The sequence below is a fragment of the Citrobacter sp. Cb080 genome (assembly GCF_030334745.1).
In the GTDB taxonomy this organism is placed as follows: Bacteria; Pseudomonadota; Gammaproteobacteria; order Enterobacterales; family Enterobacteriaceae; genus Citrobacter; species Citrobacter braakii.
Genome location: NZ_JAOWDG010000024.1, coordinates 46,041 through 63,748 on the forward strand (window position 1 = coordinate 46,041; position 17,708 = coordinate 63,748).

Here is a 17,708-nt window from a genome sequence, read left to right on the forward strand (position 1 = left end):
GGAGTTTCCATGCAGATCAATATTGCCTGGCACGATGTCGATACCGTGTTGTTAGATATGGACGGCACGCTGCTCGACCTGGCATTCGATAACTATTTCTGGCAAAAACTGGTGCCGGAAACCTATGGCGCGAAACAGGGTATCTCTCCCCAGGAAGCCCAGGACTATATTCGTCAGCAGTATCATGCCGTGCAGCATACGCTAAACTGGTACTGCCTGGATTACTGGAGCGAATGCCTGGATCTTGATATTTGCGCCATGACAACGGAACAGGGACCGCGCGCCGTTTTGCGTGAAGATACTGTACCGTTTCTTGATGCCTTAAAAGCCAGCGGCAAGCGCCGTATTTTGCTCACCAACGCGCATCCCCATAACCTGGCGGTGAAGCTGGAGCATACCGGTCTGGCCTCACACCTTGATTTATTACTTTCCACCCACACATTTGGTTATCCCAAAGAGGATCAGCGGTTATGGCACGCTGTGGCTGAAGAAACGGGAATGAGTGCAGAGAAGACGCTGTTTATTGACGACAGCGAACCCATTCTCGACGCCGCTGCTCTGTACGGTATTCGTTACTGCCTCGGCGTGACCAATCCCGACTCAGGCATCGCGGAAAAACAGTACGCACGCCATCCGTCACTGAATGACTACCGCCGACTGATCCCCTCACTGATGTGAAGGAGACGCCATGAAAGAAAAGCCCTCTGCTGAAGTCAGGCTGGATAAATGGCTGTGGGCTGCACGCTTTTACAAAACGCGTGCGCTAGCCCGCGAAATGGTTGAAGGCGGTAAGGTGCATTACAACGGCCAGCGCAGCAAACCGAGCAAGATTGTCGAGCTGAACGCCACCCTCACCCTGCGCCAGGGAAATGACGAGCGAACGGTCATTATCAAGGCTATTACCGAGCAGCGTCGCCCAGCCACGGAAGCCGTTACGCTGTATGAAGAAACCGCGGAAAGCGTAGAAAAACGCGAAAAAGTGGCGCTGGCGCGTAAACTTAACGCGTTAACCATGCCGCACCCGGACAGGCGACCGGACAAGAAAGAGCGCCGCGACCTGTTACGATTTAAACATGGCGACAGCGAGTGACTGTCACCTGCAAGAGAGATGATTATGCCGCAACATGACCAATTACATCGTTATCTGTTTGAAAACTTTGCCGTGCGCGGCGAGCTGGTGACCGTTTCGGAAACCCTGCAACAGATCCTCGAAAATCATACTTACCCGCAGCCGGTCAAGAACGTGCTGGCTGAACTGCTGGTCGCCACCAGCCTGCTCACCGCCACGCTGAAGTTTGCCGGTGATATCACCGTACAGCTGCAGGGCGATGGTCCGCTGAGCCTGGCCGTCATTAACGGCAACAACAATCAGCAGATGCGCGGCGTGGCCCGTATGCAGGGCGATATCCCTGAAGGCGCTGATCTCAAAACGCTGGTAGGCAACGGCTACCTGGTGATCACCATTACCCCAGAAGAAGGCGAGCGCTATCAGGGCGTGGTTGGTCTGGAAGGCGACACGCTGGCCGCCTGTCTGGAAGATTACTTCATGCGTTCTGAACAGCTGCCGACACGTCTGTTTATCCGTACTGGCGACGTCGATGGCAAACCCGCTGCTGGCGGGATGCTTCTGCAGGTAATGCCGGCGCAAAACGCGCAGGCAGATGATTTCGATCACCTGACAGCCCTGACCGAAACCATCAAAACTGAAGAGCTGTTAACGCTCCCGGCCAACGAAGTGCTGTGGCGCTTGTACCACGAAGAAGAGGTTACTCTCTACGATCCGCAGGACGTTGAGTTCAAATGCACCTGTTCACGCGAACGCTGCGCTGGCGCACTGAAAACGCTGCCGGACGAAGAAGTGGACAGCATTCTGGCGGAAGAAGGCGAGATCGATATGCACTGCGATTACTGCGGGAGCCACTATCTGTTTAATGCCATGGACATTGCTGAGATCCGCAGCAACGCTTCCCCGGCGGACCCGCAGGTACATTAATCACCACTGCCTATCCGGCCCACAATCGTCGACCGGATAGGCGTTCGCACCGCCATCCATCAAAACGCTATCCGGAACACGCTCACTCGTTGTAATAATTCATCGGCAATCGAGTGCCATTAATTGTGATATCACGCCAAACTCTGGGGGCTGAATCCAGTTGATGATTCGCCACCGCCTGCAGCAGTTTATCCTTATTGAATTCTGCAGGTAGCTGACCTGATGCGATGAGTTCCCATTTATCCTCTTTCCTGGCAAAGACCAGACTCTCACCATCGCCAAAAGCATACAGCACCTGCTCAGGCTTACCATCCGCATTGAGGTCCTGATCGACCAGGACGCAAGCATCCTGCTCAACGCAGGATGTAATGCGGTAGCTCTGCCCTTTGACAAACGCCCAGAAGGTCTCATCGGGTTGCCTGCTACCTGGAGCTATCATCACTTTCGGCGCTAGTTGAGTGGCAGTCAGGTTCTGCATGGGATCGCGACGTCCTTGCAGCAGAGAATTTAAGTCGCGCCGACGCTTACTGTCTTGGTTAAACGCCGCATCTTTTTGTAATGCCTCCAACGCCGCACGTCCCGGTTTTCCGCTATTACCCAACATATACAGGCTGACTTGATCCGGCTTAATTTTGCCGCTGTGATACAGCCCCATATGGCTGTTGACGCTGATGCGCCAGGCATCAATAACCGGCGACGACAGCAAAATCAACAGCCCCAACGCCAGCAACGACGCGCAAAGAATCACCTTCCCCTGAAGCTCAAGCGGATTGCGCCCACGGCGTAAAATACTCGCCAGATAGCCAAACGACCAGAGCAGCAGCACGCAGACCACCAGCACGCCATATAAGCGCTCGGGCGTCCAACCGTACTGTTGAATTCGCACCCACAGTGACCAACCGGCAATCAGCATATAGATGGGCGCGACAACCAGGGCGCATTTGATCAGGTAGCGTAACGCGGCTGGATAGGGAAGCGCCTCTTTCTGCGGCTCGCGAACGATAGCCATCAACAGCAGCAGGAGCAGCGCCAGCGTTGACATCAACCCAGCCGCAGATACCCGCTGCGAGATAGCCTCCAGGCCGGTGAAGGGCAAGGTCAGTACAAACATCAGCGCCAGCAGCGCGACCAGGGGTAACAGACCGGTGGCGATCAAAGTCAGTAACTTTTGGACCGCCGCAACCAAACGCGACTGCGTGCGGGTCAGTACCACCGCCAGTGCGGTAACCAGGCCAAAGGCCACGTAGCCAAACCAGTCGGTATCAAAGAAAAGCGTGTCGAAGAAGGTAATACCAACGAGCTTAAACATCTCGCTCCATAGCAGGAGCACCATCCAGAACAGACCGTTGGCGACAAAGACAATCAGTAACGTCAGCGCATTAAGCCACAAACTCGTATAAAACTGCGCATAGCGCGCCTGCTGGCGGGATGCGTGGAGCGAGTACTGAATCCATGGCAATGCCAGCATCGCCATCAGCAGTAAGCGCCAGCCGTACAACATAAAAATATCATTTTGCCGCCACTTATCACTGCCCTCGACTTGCCACTTTAGCCAGACGCTCATCGCCAGCACGACAACAAAGATCAGCGCCATCCAGTACCACAGCGCACGTTGTTTAAAAGAGACAACGGTGAGCAAAAGCGCCGAGGAGAGAGCAATTGTCGCGGGCATGCCATAGAACAGCCAGCCGTCATTATGCGGCACCAGATATGTCATCAGCAGGTAGCACAATATCCCCTGTAACAGGCCGATAGATATCATGCCCCAGCGAGTAGTACGTGAAAGTTCAACACTATCCATGTCGTCACCCAGAATGAAGAGAAAAGGTAATTATTGCATCAACTTCACAATTTTGAGCATTGATAGGCCGATCCCGGACCACTGCGACGGGAAGTGAATCGATATTGTTTATGAATGAGTTACGTTATTTTCTTACGTGAATGCGATTACACTCACAAGTTTCCCGCCAAAAACACTCTCTATTAACGTTTTAAGAACATTTTCCACAACAAAAAAGGGTTTCCTGCCATAATATCCGCCTCTTTGTGACAGGAGTCGCAGCGCATTCGGTTATCCGTGATTTTCCCGGATGCGTAAATCTATGAGCCTTGTCGCGGTTAGCAATCCCTAAAAAACCTTACTATTCCAGGTAATACATATTGGCTAAGGAGCAGTGAAATGCGTGTGAACAACAGTTTAACCCCGCAAGATCTCAAGGCTTATGGTATCAATGACGTTCAGGATATCGTTTACAATCCAGACTACGACACGCTTTTCCAGGAGGAACTTGATCCAAACCTGGAAGGTTATGAGCGTGGCGTGTTAACAAACCTGGGCGCCGTTGCCGTTGATACCGGTATCTTTACCGGACGTTCGCCAAAGGATAAGTATATTGTCCGTGACGACACCACGCGCGACACGCTCTGGTGGTCCGACAAAGGTAAAGGTAAGAACGACAACAAACCGCTCTCCCCGGAAACCTGGCAGCATCTGAAAGGATTAGTCACCCAGCAGCTTTCCGGTAAGCGTCTGTTTATCATTGATGCATTCTGCGGCGCTAACGCCGATACCCGCCTTTCCGTACGCTTCATTACCGAAGTAGCCTGGCAGGCGCATTTTGTTAAAAACATGTTCATCCGCCCAAGCGACGAAGAGCTGGTTGATTTCAAACCTGATTTCATCGTGATGAACGGCGCTAAATGCACTAACCCGCAGTGGAAAGAGCAGGGTCTGAACTCCGAAAACTTCGTGGCTTTCAATCTGACTGAGCGTATCCAGTTGATTGGTGGCACCTGGTACGGCGGCGAAATGAAGAAAGGTATGTTCTCCGTAATGAACTACCTGCTGCCGCTGAAAGGCATTGCCTCCATGCACTGCTCGGCAAACGTCGGGGAAAAAGGTGATGTGGCAGTCTTCTTTGGCCTGTCCGGTACGGGTAAAACAACGCTGTCCACCGATCCGAAACGCCGCCTGATTGGCGATGACGAACACGGCTGGGATGACGACGGCGTGTTTAACTTTGAAGGCGGTTGCTACGCGAAGACCATCAAACTGTCTAAAGATGCCGAGCCGGAAATCTACAACGCAATCCGTCGTGACGCGCTGCTGGAAAACGTCACCGTGCGCGCAGATGGTTCCATCGACTTCGACGACGGTTCCAAAACCGAAAACACCCGCGTGTCCTACCCGATTTATCACATCGATAACATCGTTAAGCCGGTGTCAAAAGCAGGTCACGCCACCAAAGTGATCTTCCTGACCGCCGACGCGTTTGGCGTGCTGCCGCCGGTCTCTCGTCTGACGGCAGACCAAACCCAGTACCACTTCCTGTCTGGCTTCACCGCCAAACTGGCCGGTACCAAACGTGGCGTCACCGAACCAACCCCAACCTTCTCAGCCTGCTTTGGCGCAGCATTCCTGTCACTGCACCCAACGCAGTACGCAGAAGTACTGGTGAAACGTATGCAGGCGGCAGGTGCGCAGGCATATCTGGTTAACACCGGCTGGAACGGTACCGGCAAGCGTATCTCTATCAAAGATACTCGCGCGATTATCGACGCTATCCTGAACGGTTCGCTGGATGACGCAGAAACGTTCCGTCTGCCGATGTTTGACCTGGCTATCCCAACCGAGCTGCCGGGCGTGGATACTCGCATTCTCGATCCGCGTAATACCTATGCTTCTCCGGAGCAGTGGCAGGAAAAAGCCAACGCACTGGCGAAACTGTTTATCGAGAACTTCGAGAAATACACCGATACCCCTGCGGGTGAAGCGCTGGTTAGCGCCGGACCGAAGCTGTAACGAAGAGTGCCGGATGGCGGTTTCGCCTTATCCGGCCTACAGCAACAAAAAGGGAGGCATTTCGCCTCCCTTTCTTATGCGTCTTTCGTGGTGCCCTGCGCGCGAGTGAAGGGAACCGGAAGCCAGGCGCGGATCGACAACCCTCCTCGTTCACTGGTGCCAATTTCCAGCATACCGTTATGGTTATCGATAATACGCTGCACAATCGCCAGACCCAGGCCCGTGCCGCTGGTACTACGTGCGCTGTCGCCACGGACAAATGGCTGGAACAGGTGTTTACGCTGCTCCGGTTTGATGCCCGGACCATCATCTTCTACCTGGAACCAGGCGCGATGCGTCTCCGTACCGCTGCTGACCTTAATCCAGCCGTTGCCGTAACGGGCGGCGTTAACCACCATATTGGCAACCGCACGCTTGATCGACAGCGGGTGCATTTTCACCTGAATGCTGCCCGGCAGCAGCGCAGTTTCGATTTCACGTTCATAGCCGCTTTCCGCTGCGACCACTTCGCCTAACACCGAGTTCAGATCCGCCATCTCCATCGGCATCTCCTGACCAGTACGCAGATAATCGATAAACTGCTCGATAATGGCATTACACTCTTCGATGTCCTTATTGATGGACTCCGCGAGATAACCATCCTCTTCGCCCATCATTTCGGTCGCCAGACGAATACGCGTCAGCGGAGTACGTAAATCGTGGCTCACGCCCGCCATTAACAGCGTACGGTCATCGGCCAGTTGCTTCACCCCCGCGGCCATATGGTTAAAGGCTCGGGTAACGGAGCGCACCTCTGAAGCGCCATACTCACGCAGCGGCGGCGGAATGATACCTTTCCCCACCTGCAGCGCCGCATGTTCAAGATCCACCAGCGGTCGGTTCTGGATACGGATAAACAGCCACGCGCCACCGATAGCCAACAGCATAATCGCCAGCGTGTAGCGGAACAGCGGTGAGAAATCGCCCTGATGGATCTCCGTCAGCGGCACGCGTACCCAGATATTGGGCGACAGCCAGGTTTTCAGCCATACGACCGGCGAGCTTTTGTTCACCTCAACGCGGACTTCCGTCGGACCACCCAGTTGCTGCGCCATCTGATGGCTTAAGAATTCATAGTGTTGCGCCCAACGCAGTCCAGCTTCTTCAGCGGCCTCGTTGGAATAGAGGGAAATACCCAGCTCACGATAAATTTCCCGGCGGAATGCGGGCGGCACCACCAGTTGCGTACCGTCCTCCAGCTGCAGTTTATCGGTCATCAGCATACGAACTTCGTAGGCCAGGACCTTATTAAACTGCTGGAGGCTCGGCAGTATCGCGAAGTTCAGCACTACCAGGTAAGTCGTCACCAGGCTGGCAAACAGCAAGGTGACGATGAGCAATAACGTGCGGGCAAACGAACTTCGTGGCGAGAAGCGCATTCGCCTCATGCTTTAGAACCGTCCGGAACAAAGACGTAGCCGAGACCCCACACGGTCTGAATGTAGCGCGGATGCGCCGGGTCCTCTTCCACCATACGACGCAGACGAGAAATCTGGACGTCGATAGAACGCTCCATCGCCGAATATTCACGACCACGGGCCAGGTTCATCAGCTTATCGCGGGACAGCGGCTCGCGCGGGTGGCTTACCAGCGCTTTCAGTACCGCAAATTCCCCGCTGGTGAACGGCATTGGCTCATCTTCACGGAACATTTCACGCGTACCGAGGTTCAGTTTAAACTTACCAAAAGCAATGACCGCTTCTTCCTGAGAAGGCGCGCCCGGCAGTTCGTTCGCCTGACGACGCAGTACAGCGCGAATACGCGCCAGCAGTTCTCGCGGGTTAAACGGTTTCGGAATGTAATCGTCAGCGCCAATTTCCAGTCCAACGATACGATCGACTTCTTCACCCTTCGCCGTGACCATAATGATCGGCATCGGGTTGCTTTGACTGCGCAGGCGACGGCAAATAGACAGGCCATCTTCTCCCGGCAGCATTAAATCCAGCACCATCAGGTGAAAGGACTCACGGGTCAGCAGACGATCCATCTGCTCAGCGTTAGCGACGCTTCGAACCTGGAAGCCCTGCTCGGTCAGATAACGCTCCAGAAGCGCACGCAAGCGCATGTCGTCATCGACCACCAGAATCTTATAGTTCTCTTGCATTGTTATTACTCCCAAAGGTTCGCAACAATTAAGTGTATATTCTTAAGAAAGCTAACGTGAGTCACCAGCGAATTCTGGTATGAATTCCAGGCTAAATTGTTACAAAGCATATTAAACAGCAGCTTAAGTATACAATGTTTCTCGCAATACATTATTTATTCTGTTGATATGCTCGCGTAATACTAATTGTGCGCATCATCACAGAGTCGAAGGTAAAACAATAAGATGAAAACGCCCCTGATAACCCGCGAAGGGTATGAAAAACTCAAACAAGAGCTGAATTACCTCTGGCGTGAAGAGCGCCCGGAAGTCACTAAAAAGGTTACCTGGGCCGCAAGTCTGGGTGACCGCAGCGAAAATGCCGACTACCAGTATAATAAAAAGCGTCTGCGTGAGATCGACCGCCGTGTCCGTTATTTGACCAAGTGCATGGAGAATTTGAAAATCGTCGATTACTCCCCGCAGCAAGAGGGCAAAGTCTTCTTTGGCGCGTGGGTCGAGATTGAAAATGACGATGGCGACATCCGTAAATTCCGTATTGTCGGCTACGATGAGATCTTCGGTCGTAAAGATTACATTTCTATCGACTCACCGATGGCGCGGGCGCTGCTGAAAAAAGAGGTCGGCGATCTCGCGATAGTCAACACCCCTGGTGGTGAAGCCAGCTGGTACGTGAACGAAATTGAATATGTTAAGTGAGACCGGAACAATCCGAAGCCCCGGTAGATGACTGGCATTTTTGCCAGTCAATCCGTATAACTATCCCCTGATTTTTTATCCTATAGACGAAGCTATCCATGATGAATGATTCTTTCTGCCGCATTATCGCAGGTGAAATTCAGGCTCGTGCTGAACAGGTAGAAGCTGCCGTTCGCCTGCTTGACGAAGGGAACACCGTGCCGTTTATCGCACGTTATCGTAAGGAAATCACCGGCGGTCTGGACGATACGCAACTGCGTAATCTGGAGACCCGTCTGGGATATCTGCGTGAACTGGAAGACCGCCGTCAGGCAATCCTGAAATCTATCGGCGAGCAAGGCAAACTGACCGACGATTTGGCGAACGCGATCAACTGCACGTTAAGTAAGACCGAACTCGAAGATCTCTATCTGCCGTACAAACCTAAGCGCCGCACTCGTGGGCAGATAGCCATTGAGGCCGGACTGGAGCCGCTGGCAGATCTGCTGTGGAACGAACCGTCCCATGACCCGGAAACCGAAGCTGCAAAATATCTCAACGCCGAAAACGGCGTGGCCGATACCAAAGCCGCCCTCGATGGCGCACGCTACATTCTGATGGAGCGCTTCGCCGAAGACGCTGCGCTGCTGGCAAAAGTGCGTGATTATTTGTGGAAAAACGCCCATCTGGTTGCCGCCGTGGTTAGTGGGAAAGAAGAGGAAGGCGCTAAGTTCCGCGATTACTTCGATCACCACGAACCTATTTCTACCGTTCCATCCCACCGTGCGCTGGCCATGTTCCGTGGTCGTAACGAAGGCGTGTTGCAGCTTTCACTAAATGCCGATCCGCAATTCGATGAGCCGCCAAAAGAGAGCCACGGCGAGCAGATTATCCAGGATCACCTGGGACTGCGCCTGAACAACGCCCCCGCTGACAGCTGGCGTAAAGGCGTTGTTAGCTGGACGTGGCGCATCAAAGTGCTGATGCACCTTGAAACTGAGCTGATGGGTACCGTACGTGAACGTGCGGAAGATGAAGCGATCAACGTCTTTGCCCGTAACCTGCATGACCTGCTGATGGCCGCCCCGGCCGGGCTGCGCGCCACAATGGGTCTCGATCCGGGACTGCGTACCGGCGTAAAAGTGGCGGTGGTTGACGGTACCGGCAAGCTGGTCGCGACCGACACTATTTATCCGCATACCGGCCAGGCAGCCAAAGCCGCCGTTGCCGTGGCGGCGTTGTGTGAAAAATACAACGTTGAGCTGGTCGCGATTGGTAACGGTACGGCGTCGCGCGAAACCGAGCGTTTCTTCCTCGACGTGCAGAAACAATTCCCGAAAGTGACCGCGCAGAAAGTGATTGTCAGCGAAGCTGGGGCATCGGTTTACTCTGCTTCCGAGCTGGCGGCGCTGGAGTTCCCGGATCTCGACGTTTCGCTGCGTGGCGCGGTGTCTATCGCCCGTCGTTTGCAGGATCCGCTGGCGGAGCTGGTGAAAATCGATCCGAAATCTATCGGCGTGGGCCAGTATCAGCACGATGTTAGCCAGACGCAACTGGCGCGCAAGCTGGATGCAGTAGTGGAAGACTGCGTGAACGCCGTCGGCGTCGATCTGAATACCGCCTCCGTGCCGCTGCTGACCCGCGTTGCTGGCCTGACGCGCATGATGGCGCAAAACATCGTCGCCTGGCGCGATGAGAACGGTCAGTTTCAGAACCGTCAGCAACTGCTAAAAGTTAGCCGCCTGGGGCCAAAAGCCTTTGAACAGTGCGCGGGCTTCCTGCGTATCAACCATGGCGATAACCCACTGGATGCTTCTACCGTTCACCCGGAAGCTTATCCGATTGTGGAACGCATTCTGGCCGCAACCGAGCAATCGCTGCGTGACCTGATGGGCAACAGCAACGAACTACGCAATCTGAAAGCAGCCGATTTTACCGACGAACGCTTCGGGGTACCGACCGTCACCGACATCATCAAAGAGCTGGAAAAACCGGGCCGCGACCCGCGTCCTGAATTTAAAACCGCGCAGTTTGCTGATGGCGTAGAAACCATGAACGATCTGCTGCCGGGAATGATTCTGGAAGGGGCAGTCACTAACGTCACGAACTTCGGCGCGTTTGTTGATATTGGCGTTCATCAGGATGGTCTGGTGCATATCTCTTCATTGTCGAATAAGTTCGTCGAAGATCCACACACCGTGGTGAAAGCGGGCGACATTGTGAAAGTGAAAGTGCTGGAAGTTGACCTGCAACGTAAGCGTATCGCACTGACCATGCGTCTGGACGAGCAGCCGGGTGAAACCAATGCGCGTCGCGGCGGCGGGAATAACGATCGCACTCAAAGCAATCGCCCGGCGCCAAAAGCCGCGAAACCTCGTGGTCGTGACGCACAGCCTGCGGGTAACAGCGCCATGATGGATGCGCTGGCGGCGGCAATGGGTAAAAAACGCTAGTGTGACTTTTGTGCCGGATGGGGGTGTAACCTCCTTATCCGGCTAACTTGTTGCAATTAATTTGTAAGCCGGATAACACGCGTGAGCGTCGCCATCCGGCATATTTAGTCTATTTCCCGCTTTCTACCGCCATATATTTATCACTTCATTAACAGATGAAACCTTAATTAAACATTAAGATCCTCACTAATTATTTCCGTGAATCATTCGTTCTCAACCAGAATAAATATTGAGGAATATCAAAATTGGCGCAAATTATTATCCAATTGTACATTCCGTCACATTTATTCTATTGATGATAGAAACCATTCTCATTATCATTGATCTGTTGATTATTTACTCTTTCCTTACGTTGGCTAATCATCTGGCCTCATGCCGCCTTGCCGCCCCATGAGGTAATCATCCAGTTAGCGAGATATAAGTAGGTCCCTATGCAATTCACTCCTGACAGTGCGTGGAAAATTACCGGTTTTGCCCGTGAAATCAGCCCGGCTTATCGTCAGAAACTGTTGTCACTTGGCATGCTACCCGGCTCCTCTTTCAACGTGGTACGCGTCGCCCCACTCGGCGATCCTATCCATATCGAAACGCGTCGCGTAAGTCTGGTATTGCGTAAGAAAGATCTGGCGTTATTAGAAGTGGAAGCGGTTTCCTGTTAATACAGTGAGTCTATAAAAATGAAAAAACTAACCATTGGTTTAATTGGCAATCCTAATTCCGGCAAGACTACTTTATTCAACCAGCTTACCGGCGCACGCCAGCGTGTAGGCAACTGGGCAGGCGTTACCGTTGAGCGTAAAGAAGGTCATTTCGCAACGACGGACCACCAGGTCACGCTGGTTGATTTACCCGGCACCTATTCTCTGACGACAATCTCATCCCAGACCTCTCTCGATGAGCAGATCGCCTGTCACTATATTTTAAGCGGCGACGCGGATCTCTTGATCAACGTGGTCGATGCTTCAAACCTTGAACGCAACCTCTACCTGACGTTGCAACTGCTTGAGCTGGGCATCCCCTGCATCGTCGCGTTGAATATGCTGGATATTGCCGAGAAGCAGCAAATCCGTATTGATATCGATGCCCTCTCCGCTCGCCTTGGCTGCCCGGTGGTTCCGCTGGTATCCACCCGCGCCCGCGGCATTGAAGCGCTGAAGCTGGCGATCGATCGCTACAAAGAAAACGACACCGTCGAGCTGGTTCATTATGCCCAGCCGCTGCTGCAGGAAGCGGATTCCCTCGCCGATGCGATGGCCAAAGATATGCCGTTAAAACAGCGCCGCTGGCTGGGCCTGCAGATGCTGGAAGGCGATATCTACAGCCGGGCCTACGCGGGTGATGCCGCGCAAAACCTTGATGCCGCCATTGCACGTCTGAGCGAGACAATGGACGATCCGGCACTGCACATCGCCGATGCGCGCTATCAGTGCATTGCCGCTATCTGCGATACCGTCAGCAACACCCTGACGGCAGAGCCGAGCCGCTTCACCACCGCAGTAGATAAAATCGTCCTCAACCGCTTCCTCGGGCTGCCGATTTTCCTGTTCGTGATGTACCTGATGTTCCTGCTCGCCATCAACATTGGCGGCGCGCTGCAACCGTTGTTTGACGTCGGCTCCGTAGCGCTCTTTATCCATGGGATTCAGTGGATTGGCTACACGCTGCACTTCCCGGACTGGCTCACGATCTTTTTGGCGCAAGGTCTTGGCGGCGGGATTAACACCGTGCTGCCACTGGTACCGCAAATCGGTATGATGTACCTGTTCCTCTCCTTCCTTGAAGACTCCGGTTACATGGCGCGCGCCGCGTTTGTAATGGACCGTCTGATGCAGGCGCTGGGACTGCCGGGCAAATCGTTTGTCCCGCTGATCGTCGGCTTTGGCTGTAACGTACCGTCGGTGATGGGCGCACGTACGCTGGACGCCCCGCGTGAACGTCTGATGACCATCATGATGGCGCCGTTTATGTCTTGTGGCGCTCGCCTGGCGATTTTCGCCGTCTTTGCCGCTGCGTTCTTTGGTCAGAACGGTGCGCTGGCGGTCTTCTCACTGTACGTACTGGGTATCGTTATGGCGGTATTGACCGGTCTGATGCTCAAACACACCATCATGCGTGGCGAAGCAACGCCGTTCGTGATGGAGCTACCGGTGTACCACGTGCCGCACATTAAGAGTCTGATTATTCAGACCTGGCAACGCCTGAAAGGCTTCGTTCTGCGTGCGGGTAAAGTCATCATCATCGTCAGCATTTTCCTCAGCGCGTTTAACAGTTTCTCGCTGAGCGGAAAAATCGTCGACAACATCAACGACTCTGCTCTGGCTTCCGTCAGCCGCGTAATCACGCCGGTCTTCAAGCCGATTGGCATTCACGAAGATAACTGGCAGGCAACCGTAGGTCTGTTCACCGGCGCGATGGCGAAAGAAGTGGTTGTCGGTACGCTGAACACGCTCTATACCGCAGAAAACATTCAGGAAGAAGAGTTCAACCCGGCAGATTTCCACCTCGGTGACGAGCTGCTCGGCGCGGTAGATGAGACCTGGCAAAGCCTGAAAGACACCTTCAGCCTGAGCGTACTGGCTAACCCTATTGAAGCCAGCAAGGGCGACGGTGAAATGGCTACGGGTGCAATGGGCGTGATGGGCGAAAAATTTGGCAGCGCTGCCGCCGCTTACAGCTACCTGATTTTCGTGCTGCTGTATGTGCCGTGTATTTCGGTAATGGGCGCTATTGCACGTGAATCCAGCCGTGGCTGGATGAGCTTCTCGATTCTGTGGGGCCTGAACATCGCCTACTCTCTGTCGACGCTGTTTTATCAGGCGGTCAGCTACAAAGAGCACCCGACCTACAGCCTGGTGTGCATTTTAGCTGTCATCCTGTTTAACATTGTGTTGCTGGGCCTGCTGCGTCGAGCTCGCAGTCGCGTGGATCTCGCACTGCTGGCGACCAACAGGACGGCAAGCTCCTGCTGTTCCAGCACCACTGGCGACTGCCACTAAGGTTATCGACAATGGCATCGCTTATTCAGGTTCGTGATTTATTGGCTTTGCGGGGACGCATGGAGGCAACTCAGATTAGCCACACGCTGCACACCCCGCAGCCCATGATTGACGCCATGCTGAATCAGTTAGAAAAGATGGGCAAAGCGGTGCGGATTCAGGAAGATGCCGACGGGTGTCTTTCCGGAAGCTGCAAGAGTTGTCCGGAAGGTAAAGCCTGCCTGCGCGAGTGGTGGGCTTTGCGCTAGTTCGATGCCGGATGGCGCTACGCTTCCGGTCTAAAAATGACTGCAAACGCCCTGGCCGGATAAAGCGTTTATGCTGATATCCGGCTTTTTGCGTAATGGATTCCACAAAGATGTCCCTGTTTCAGCAAAGCTGATCTATCCTCCAGCCTGTCGCGCATCGTTATCAACTCGTGGATGATTACTGGCGACCAGGGAAGTAGAGTCTCGTCATCTTGTTTCTCAGGTGACGGATCGCCATGAATACTGACACGACTGCTACGCCGCATGACGCGATTTTTAAAACGTTCTTAAACCACCCTGCTACCGCACGCGACTTTCTTCGGCTCCATCTTCCAGCCTCTTTGCAAAAACTGTGCGATCTGAACACGCTACAACTGGAATCGGGCAGCTTTATTGAGGACGATTTGCGCGCGTACTATTCCGATGTGCTGTGGTCATTAAAAACCCGCGAAGGCGATGGCTATATTTACACCATCATTGAGCATCAGAGTACCGCCGATGCCCATATGGCATTTCGGCTGATGCGTTATGCCATTGCGGTTATGCATCGTCATTTGGCTGCAGGTCACAAGAAACTCCCGCTGGTGATACCCATGCTTTTTTATCATGGCGCGGCTAGTCCATACCCCTACTCACTCTGCTGGCTGGACGAATTTGACGACCCAAAGGCTGCCAGACAACTTTATACCGCAGCGTTTCCACTGATCGATATCACCGTTGTTCCCGATGACGAGATCATGCAGCATCGCCGGATGGCGCTGTTGGAACTCATCCAAAAACATATTCGTAAACGCGATTTGATGGGGCTGGTAGAAAAACTGGCCATCCTGATTATTAAAGGACACGCTAATGACAGCCAGTTGAAAGCCTTGTTTAATTATCTAATGCAGGTCGGGGACACCACACATTTTACCGAGTTTCTTCATGAGGTCGCCGAACGTTTACCCCAACATAAGGAAAAGTTGATGACTATCGCCGAAAGATTACGACAAGAAGGGCATCTTAATGGTCTTCAGGAAGGTCATATGAAAGGGTTACAAGAGGGATTACAAGAAGGGTTACAAACGGGCTTGCAACAAGGTAAACGAGAGGAAGCTTTACGTATTGCATCAACCCTGCAGGCTGATGGTATCGACCCGCTGACCATCTTCAGAATTACCGGCCTGACCGCTGAGGATCTGGCTACGCGCAGCCATTAATCTCAAGCCCGGTAAGCGCGGCTCTACCGGGCAACACAACAGATTTATAGGCGTTTTTTTAACGCCACCAGCGCTGCGCAGAACTCTGCAGGATGCGAGATAAACGGTGCATGCGCCGCTTTAGCAAATATCAACGACTCGCTATGCGGCCACAGGGCATCGAGCATTGGGACCACTTTGCGCGGAACCAGTCCATCGAGATAGCCGTACAACCGCAGAAAAGGCATGTCCACAGCGCACAGAGGCTCACGCAGATCGACCGTTTTCAGGATCTCCAGTCCGCCATTGAGCACCTCGACATTCGGCATGGGTAACGCCAGAACTGTTTTCTTCAGTGCCCGTGCATCCTGACGCGCGGTGTCCGTGCCCATCGTCTGCAACGCCAGAAAACGTTCCACCGTACGCTGGAAATCTTCGCTCAACTGCTGCTGGAAACCTGCCAGCACTTCTGGCTTGATACCCGGCCACTCGTCGCGCGCGCTAAAGCAAGGGGAAGACGCCACGGTCACCAGCGCCTGAACACGTTCAGGATGGGTTAACGCCACCTGGCTTGCGACCAGCCCGCCCAGACTCCAGCCGAGCCAGATGGCTTTCTCCGGTGCCTGTTTTACTACCCGCTCAGCCATCTCTTCCAGCGACATTGCGCCGAACCCCTGGCTGCGACCAAATCCCGGTAAGTCGACAAGATGCAGCGTGAAATGCGAACTCAATTCCTCGCTTATGCAATGCCACACTTGCGCATTCAGTCCCCATCCGTGCAGCAGCACAAGATGACAATTTCCCGAACCCTGGGTCTGCCACCAGATGTCATTCATCAGTTATTGTTCTCTTTTAGCCTGAAAGGATGCTTCTATGCTAACAGTACCGGGATTGTGCTGGCTATGCCGAATGCCCCTGACGTTAGGGCATTGGGGGATCTGTTCAGTCTGCACACGGGCAACGCATCAGCACGTCAGCCGGTGCCCTCAATGTGGACTCCCTGCCGCGCATACCGTCGTTCCCTGCGGGCGCTGTCTGCAAAAACCACCGCCGTGGCAGCGACTGGTTACCGTCAGCGACTATGCTCTGCCGTTGAGCGGGCTTATCCACCAGCTCAAGTTTTCCCGACGTGGCGAAATGGCCCCCGCTCTTTCACGCTTGTTGTTGCTGGAGGTATTACAGGCCCGGCGCGTCAGCGGTCTTCCTCTGCCGGACAGGCTCGTCAGCGTCCCGCTCTGGCAACGCCGGCACTGGCGCAGAGGGTTTAATCAGAGCGACTTACTGTGTCGTCCCCTGGCACGCTGGCTAGGCTGCGACTGGGACAGCCGGGCCATCACGCGGGTTCGGGCAACCGCCACACAGCACCATCTCAGCGCCCGATTACGTAAACGTAACCTGAAAAACGCCTTTCGCCTTGAATTGCCAGTGCAGGGACTCCATATGGTCATTGTGGATGATGTCGTCACTACCGGAAGTACCGTCGCGGAAATCGCGCAGCTGCTTTTACGCAACGGCGCGGCGACTGTCCAGGTATGGTGCCTGTGTCGAACCTTGTAGAGCCTCGATGATGGGCGTATTATAACCAAGTAAAATAGTCAACTATTAGGCCATTACTATGATCCATATTTCCGATGCTGCACAAGCGCACTTTGCCAAACTGCTGGCAAATCAGGAAGAAGGGACACAAATCCGCGCATTTGTGATTAATCCCGGCACGCCTAACGCTGAATGCGGCGTTTCTTATTGTCCGCCGGACGCCGTGGAAGCAACCGACACCGCCATTAAATTTGACCTGCTGACCGCATATGTTGATGAACTGAGCGCACCGTATCTGGAAGATGCAGAAATCGATTTCGTTACCGACCAGTTAGGCTCCCAACTGACCCTGAAAGCACCAAACGCCAAAATGCGTAAAGTTGCCGATGATGCGCCGCTGATGGAACGCGTGGAGTACATGCTGCAATCGCAGATCAACCCACAGCTGGCAGGTCACGGTGGCCGCGTCTCTCTGATGGAAATCACCGATGAAGGCTACGCTATTCTGCAGTTTGGCGGCGGATGTAACGGCTGTTCAATGGTAGATGTAACGCTGAAAGAAGGTATCGAGAAGCAGCTGCTGGCTGAATTCCCTGAACTGAAAGGCGTTCGCGATTTAACCGAACACCAGCGCGGCGAGCACTCTTACTACTAACGCCTCAACCTGTAGAGTTTCCGTAG

Annotated in this window: 16 protein-coding genes; 12 read left to right on the forward strand and 4 right to left on the reverse strand. The window is 53.8% G+C overall.

Going from position 1 to position 17,708, the window contains the following annotated elements:
- Positions 1 to 9 precede the first annotated feature (9 nt).
- The 3 genes from yrfG to hslO are packed head-to-tail and all read left to right on the forward strand — an operon-like array spanning position 10 to position 1,993.
- Positions 10 to 678, forward strand: a complete 669-nt coding sequence (gene yrfG / locus OGV38_RS01995; RefSeq protein WP_019078147.1) for a GMP/IMP nucleotidase — start codon at positions 10 to 12, stop codon at positions 676 to 678.
- 10 nt (positions 679 to 688) lie between these two features.
- Positions 689 to 1,090, forward strand: coding sequence for a ribosome-associated heat shock protein Hsp15 (hslR, locus tag OGV38_RS02000; RefSeq protein ID WP_016157639.1), 402 nt, complete (start codon positions 689 to 691; stop codon positions 1,088 to 1,090).
- Positions 1,091 to 1,114: 24 nt separating this feature from the next.
- Positions 1,115 to 1,993, forward strand: coding sequence for an Hsp33 family molecular chaperone HslO (hslO, locus tag OGV38_RS02005; RefSeq protein WP_016157640.1), 879 nt, complete (start codon positions 1,115 to 1,117; stop codon positions 1,991 to 1,993).
- Positions 1,994 to 2,075: 82 nt separating this feature from the next.
- On the opposite strand, the gene OGV38_RS02010 is transcribed toward hslO, so the two are convergent.
- Positions 2,076 to 3,794, reverse strand: coding sequence for a DUF4153 domain-containing protein (locus OGV38_RS02010; RefSeq protein ID WP_286472881.1), 1,719 nt, complete (start codon positions 3,792 to 3,794; stop codon positions 2,076 to 2,078).
- Positions 3,795 to 4,172: 378 nt separating this feature from the next.
- Between OGV38_RS02010 and pckA the strand changes: the two genes are divergently transcribed.
- Complete coding sequence (pckA, locus tag OGV38_RS02015; protein WP_286472882.1) at positions 4,173 to 5,795, forward strand: phosphoenolpyruvate carboxykinase (ATP); 1,623 nt, start codon at positions 4,173 to 4,175, stop codon at positions 5,793 to 5,795.
- 74 nt (positions 5,796 to 5,869) lie between these two features.
- Here the strand turns inward: pckA and envZ are convergent, their stop codons facing one another.
- Complete coding sequence (gene envZ, locus OGV38_RS02020) at positions 5,870 to 7,222, reverse strand: two-component system sensor histidine kinase EnvZ (protein WP_006687412.1); 1,353 nt, start codon at positions 7,220 to 7,222, stop codon at positions 5,870 to 5,872.
- A complete protein-coding gene (gene ompR, locus OGV38_RS02025) occupies positions 7,219 to 7,938 on the reverse strand; it encodes an osmolarity response regulator transcription factor OmpR (RefSeq protein ID WP_047659840.1) in 720 nt (239 codons plus the stop codon). The genes envZ and ompR overlap by 4 nt, the downstream gene beginning before the upstream one ends.
- A 225-nt stretch (positions 7,939 to 8,163) precedes the next feature.
- Between ompR and greB the strand changes: the two genes are divergently transcribed.
- The 6 genes from greB (at position 8,164) to OGV38_RS02055 (ending at position 15,512) form a co-directional block, all read left to right on the forward strand.
- On the forward strand, positions 8,164 to 8,637 hold the full coding sequence (greB, locus tag OGV38_RS02030; RefSeq protein ID WP_016154802.1) for a transcription elongation factor GreB: 474 nt from the start codon (positions 8,164 to 8,166) through the stop codon (positions 8,635 to 8,637).
- A 98-nt stretch (positions 8,638 to 8,735) separates the two neighbouring features.
- Positions 8,736 to 11,069: a Tex family protein gene (locus tag OGV38_RS02035; protein ID WP_153646692.1), complete on the forward strand. Its 2,334-nt coding sequence runs from the start codon at positions 8,736 to 8,738 to the stop codon at positions 11,067 to 11,069.
- A 431-nt stretch (positions 11,070 to 11,500) separates the two neighbouring features.
- Positions 11,501 to 11,728 (forward strand): ferrous iron transporter A, encoded by a 228-nt coding sequence (feoA, locus tag OGV38_RS02040; protein WP_003023519.1) that lies wholly within the window; start codon positions 11,501 to 11,503, stop codon positions 11,726 to 11,728.
- Between the two features lie 18 nt (positions 11,729 to 11,746).
- The gene (gene feoB, locus OGV38_RS02045; protein ID WP_286472883.1) at positions 11,747 to 14,065 is read left to right on the forward strand and encodes a Fe(2+) transporter permease subunit FeoB; all 2,319 of its coding nucleotides are present in this window, start codon (positions 11,747 to 11,749) and stop codon (positions 14,063 to 14,065) included.
- Positions 14,066 to 14,076: 11 nt separating this feature from the next.
- Entirely contained in the window at positions 14,077 to 14,313 is a 237-nt protein-coding gene (feoC, locus tag OGV38_RS02050) for a [Fe-S]-dependent transcriptional repressor FeoC (protein ID WP_003023516.1), read from the forward strand.
- 236 nt (positions 14,314 to 14,549) lie between these two features.
- The gene (locus tag OGV38_RS02055; RefSeq protein WP_075848111.1) at positions 14,550 to 15,512 is read left to right on the forward strand and encodes an Rpn family recombination-promoting nuclease/putative transposase; all 963 of its coding nucleotides are present in this window, start codon (positions 14,550 to 14,552) and stop codon (positions 15,510 to 15,512) included.
- Between the two features lie 44 nt (positions 15,513 to 15,556).
- Here the strand turns inward: OGV38_RS02055 and bioH are convergent, their stop codons facing one another.
- Positions 15,557 to 16,327, reverse strand: a complete 771-nt coding sequence (gene bioH / locus OGV38_RS02060; protein WP_016154806.1) for a pimeloyl-ACP methyl ester esterase BioH — start codon at positions 16,325 to 16,327, stop codon at positions 15,557 to 15,559.
- Between the two features lie 37 nt (positions 16,328 to 16,364).
- On the opposite strand from bioH, the gene gntX reads away from it, so the two are divergent.
- Together gntX and nfuA are read left to right on the forward strand one after the other, a co-directional pair.
- Positions 16,365 to 17,048 (forward strand): DNA utilization protein GntX, encoded by a 684-nt coding sequence (gene gntX / locus OGV38_RS02065; protein ID WP_149382082.1) that lies wholly within the window; start codon positions 16,365 to 16,367, stop codon positions 17,046 to 17,048.
- 58 nt (positions 17,049 to 17,106) lie between these two features.
- Positions 17,107 to 17,682 (forward strand): Fe-S biogenesis protein NfuA, encoded by a 576-nt coding sequence (nfuA, locus tag OGV38_RS02070; RefSeq protein WP_286472884.1) that lies wholly within the window; start codon positions 17,107 to 17,109, stop codon positions 17,680 to 17,682.
- Positions 17,683 to 17,708 lie beyond the last annotated feature (26 nt).

Coding starts and splice junctions, on each gene's coding strand:
- yrfG (WP_019078147.1), top strand. CDS start 10: ATGCAGATCAATATTGCCTGGCACGATGTCGATACCGTGTTGTTAGAT.
- hslR (WP_016157639.1), top strand. CDS start 689: ATGAAAGAAAAGCCCTCTGCTGAAGTCAGGCTGGATAAATGGCTGTGG.
- hslO (WP_016157640.1), top strand. CDS start 1,115: ATGCCGCAACATGACCAATTACATCGTTATCTGTTTGAAAACTTTGCC.
- OGV38_RS02010 (WP_286472881.1), bottom strand. CDS start 3,794: ATGGATAGTGTTGAACTTTCACGTACTACTCGCTGGGGCATGATATCT.
- pckA (WP_286472882.1), top strand. CDS start 4,173: ATGCGTGTGAACAACAGTTTAACCCCGCAAGATCTCAAGGCTTATGGT.
- envZ (WP_006687412.1), bottom strand. CDS start 7,222: ATGAGGCGAATGCGCTTCTCGCCACGAAGTTCGTTTGCCCGCACGTTA.
- ompR (WP_047659840.1), bottom strand. CDS start 7,938: ATGCAAGAGAACTATAAGATTCTGGTGGTCGATGACGACATGCGCTTG.
- greB (WP_016154802.1), top strand. CDS start 8,164: ATGAAAACGCCCCTGATAACCCGCGAAGGGTATGAAAAACTCAAACAA.
- OGV38_RS02035 (WP_153646692.1), top strand. CDS start 8,736: ATGATGAATGATTCTTTCTGCCGCATTATCGCAGGTGAAATTCAGGCT.
- feoA (WP_003023519.1), top strand. CDS start 11,501: ATGCAATTCACTCCTGACAGTGCGTGGAAAATTACCGGTTTTGCCCGT.
- feoB (WP_286472883.1), top strand. CDS start 11,747: ATGAAAAAACTAACCATTGGTTTAATTGGCAATCCTAATTCCGGCAAG.
- feoC (WP_003023516.1), top strand. CDS start 14,077: ATGGCATCGCTTATTCAGGTTCGTGATTTATTGGCTTTGCGGGGACGC.
- OGV38_RS02055 (WP_075848111.1), top strand. CDS start 14,550: ATGAATACTGACACGACTGCTACGCCGCATGACGCGATTTTTAAAACG.
- bioH (WP_016154806.1), bottom strand. CDS start 16,327: ATGAATGACATCTGGTGGCAGACCCAGGGTTCGGGAAATTGTCATCTT.
- gntX (WP_149382082.1), top strand. CDS start 16,365: ATGCTAACAGTACCGGGATTGTGCTGGCTATGCCGAATGCCCCTGACG.
- nfuA (WP_286472884.1), top strand. CDS start 17,107: ATGATCCATATTTCCGATGCTGCACAAGCGCACTTTGCCAAACTGCTG.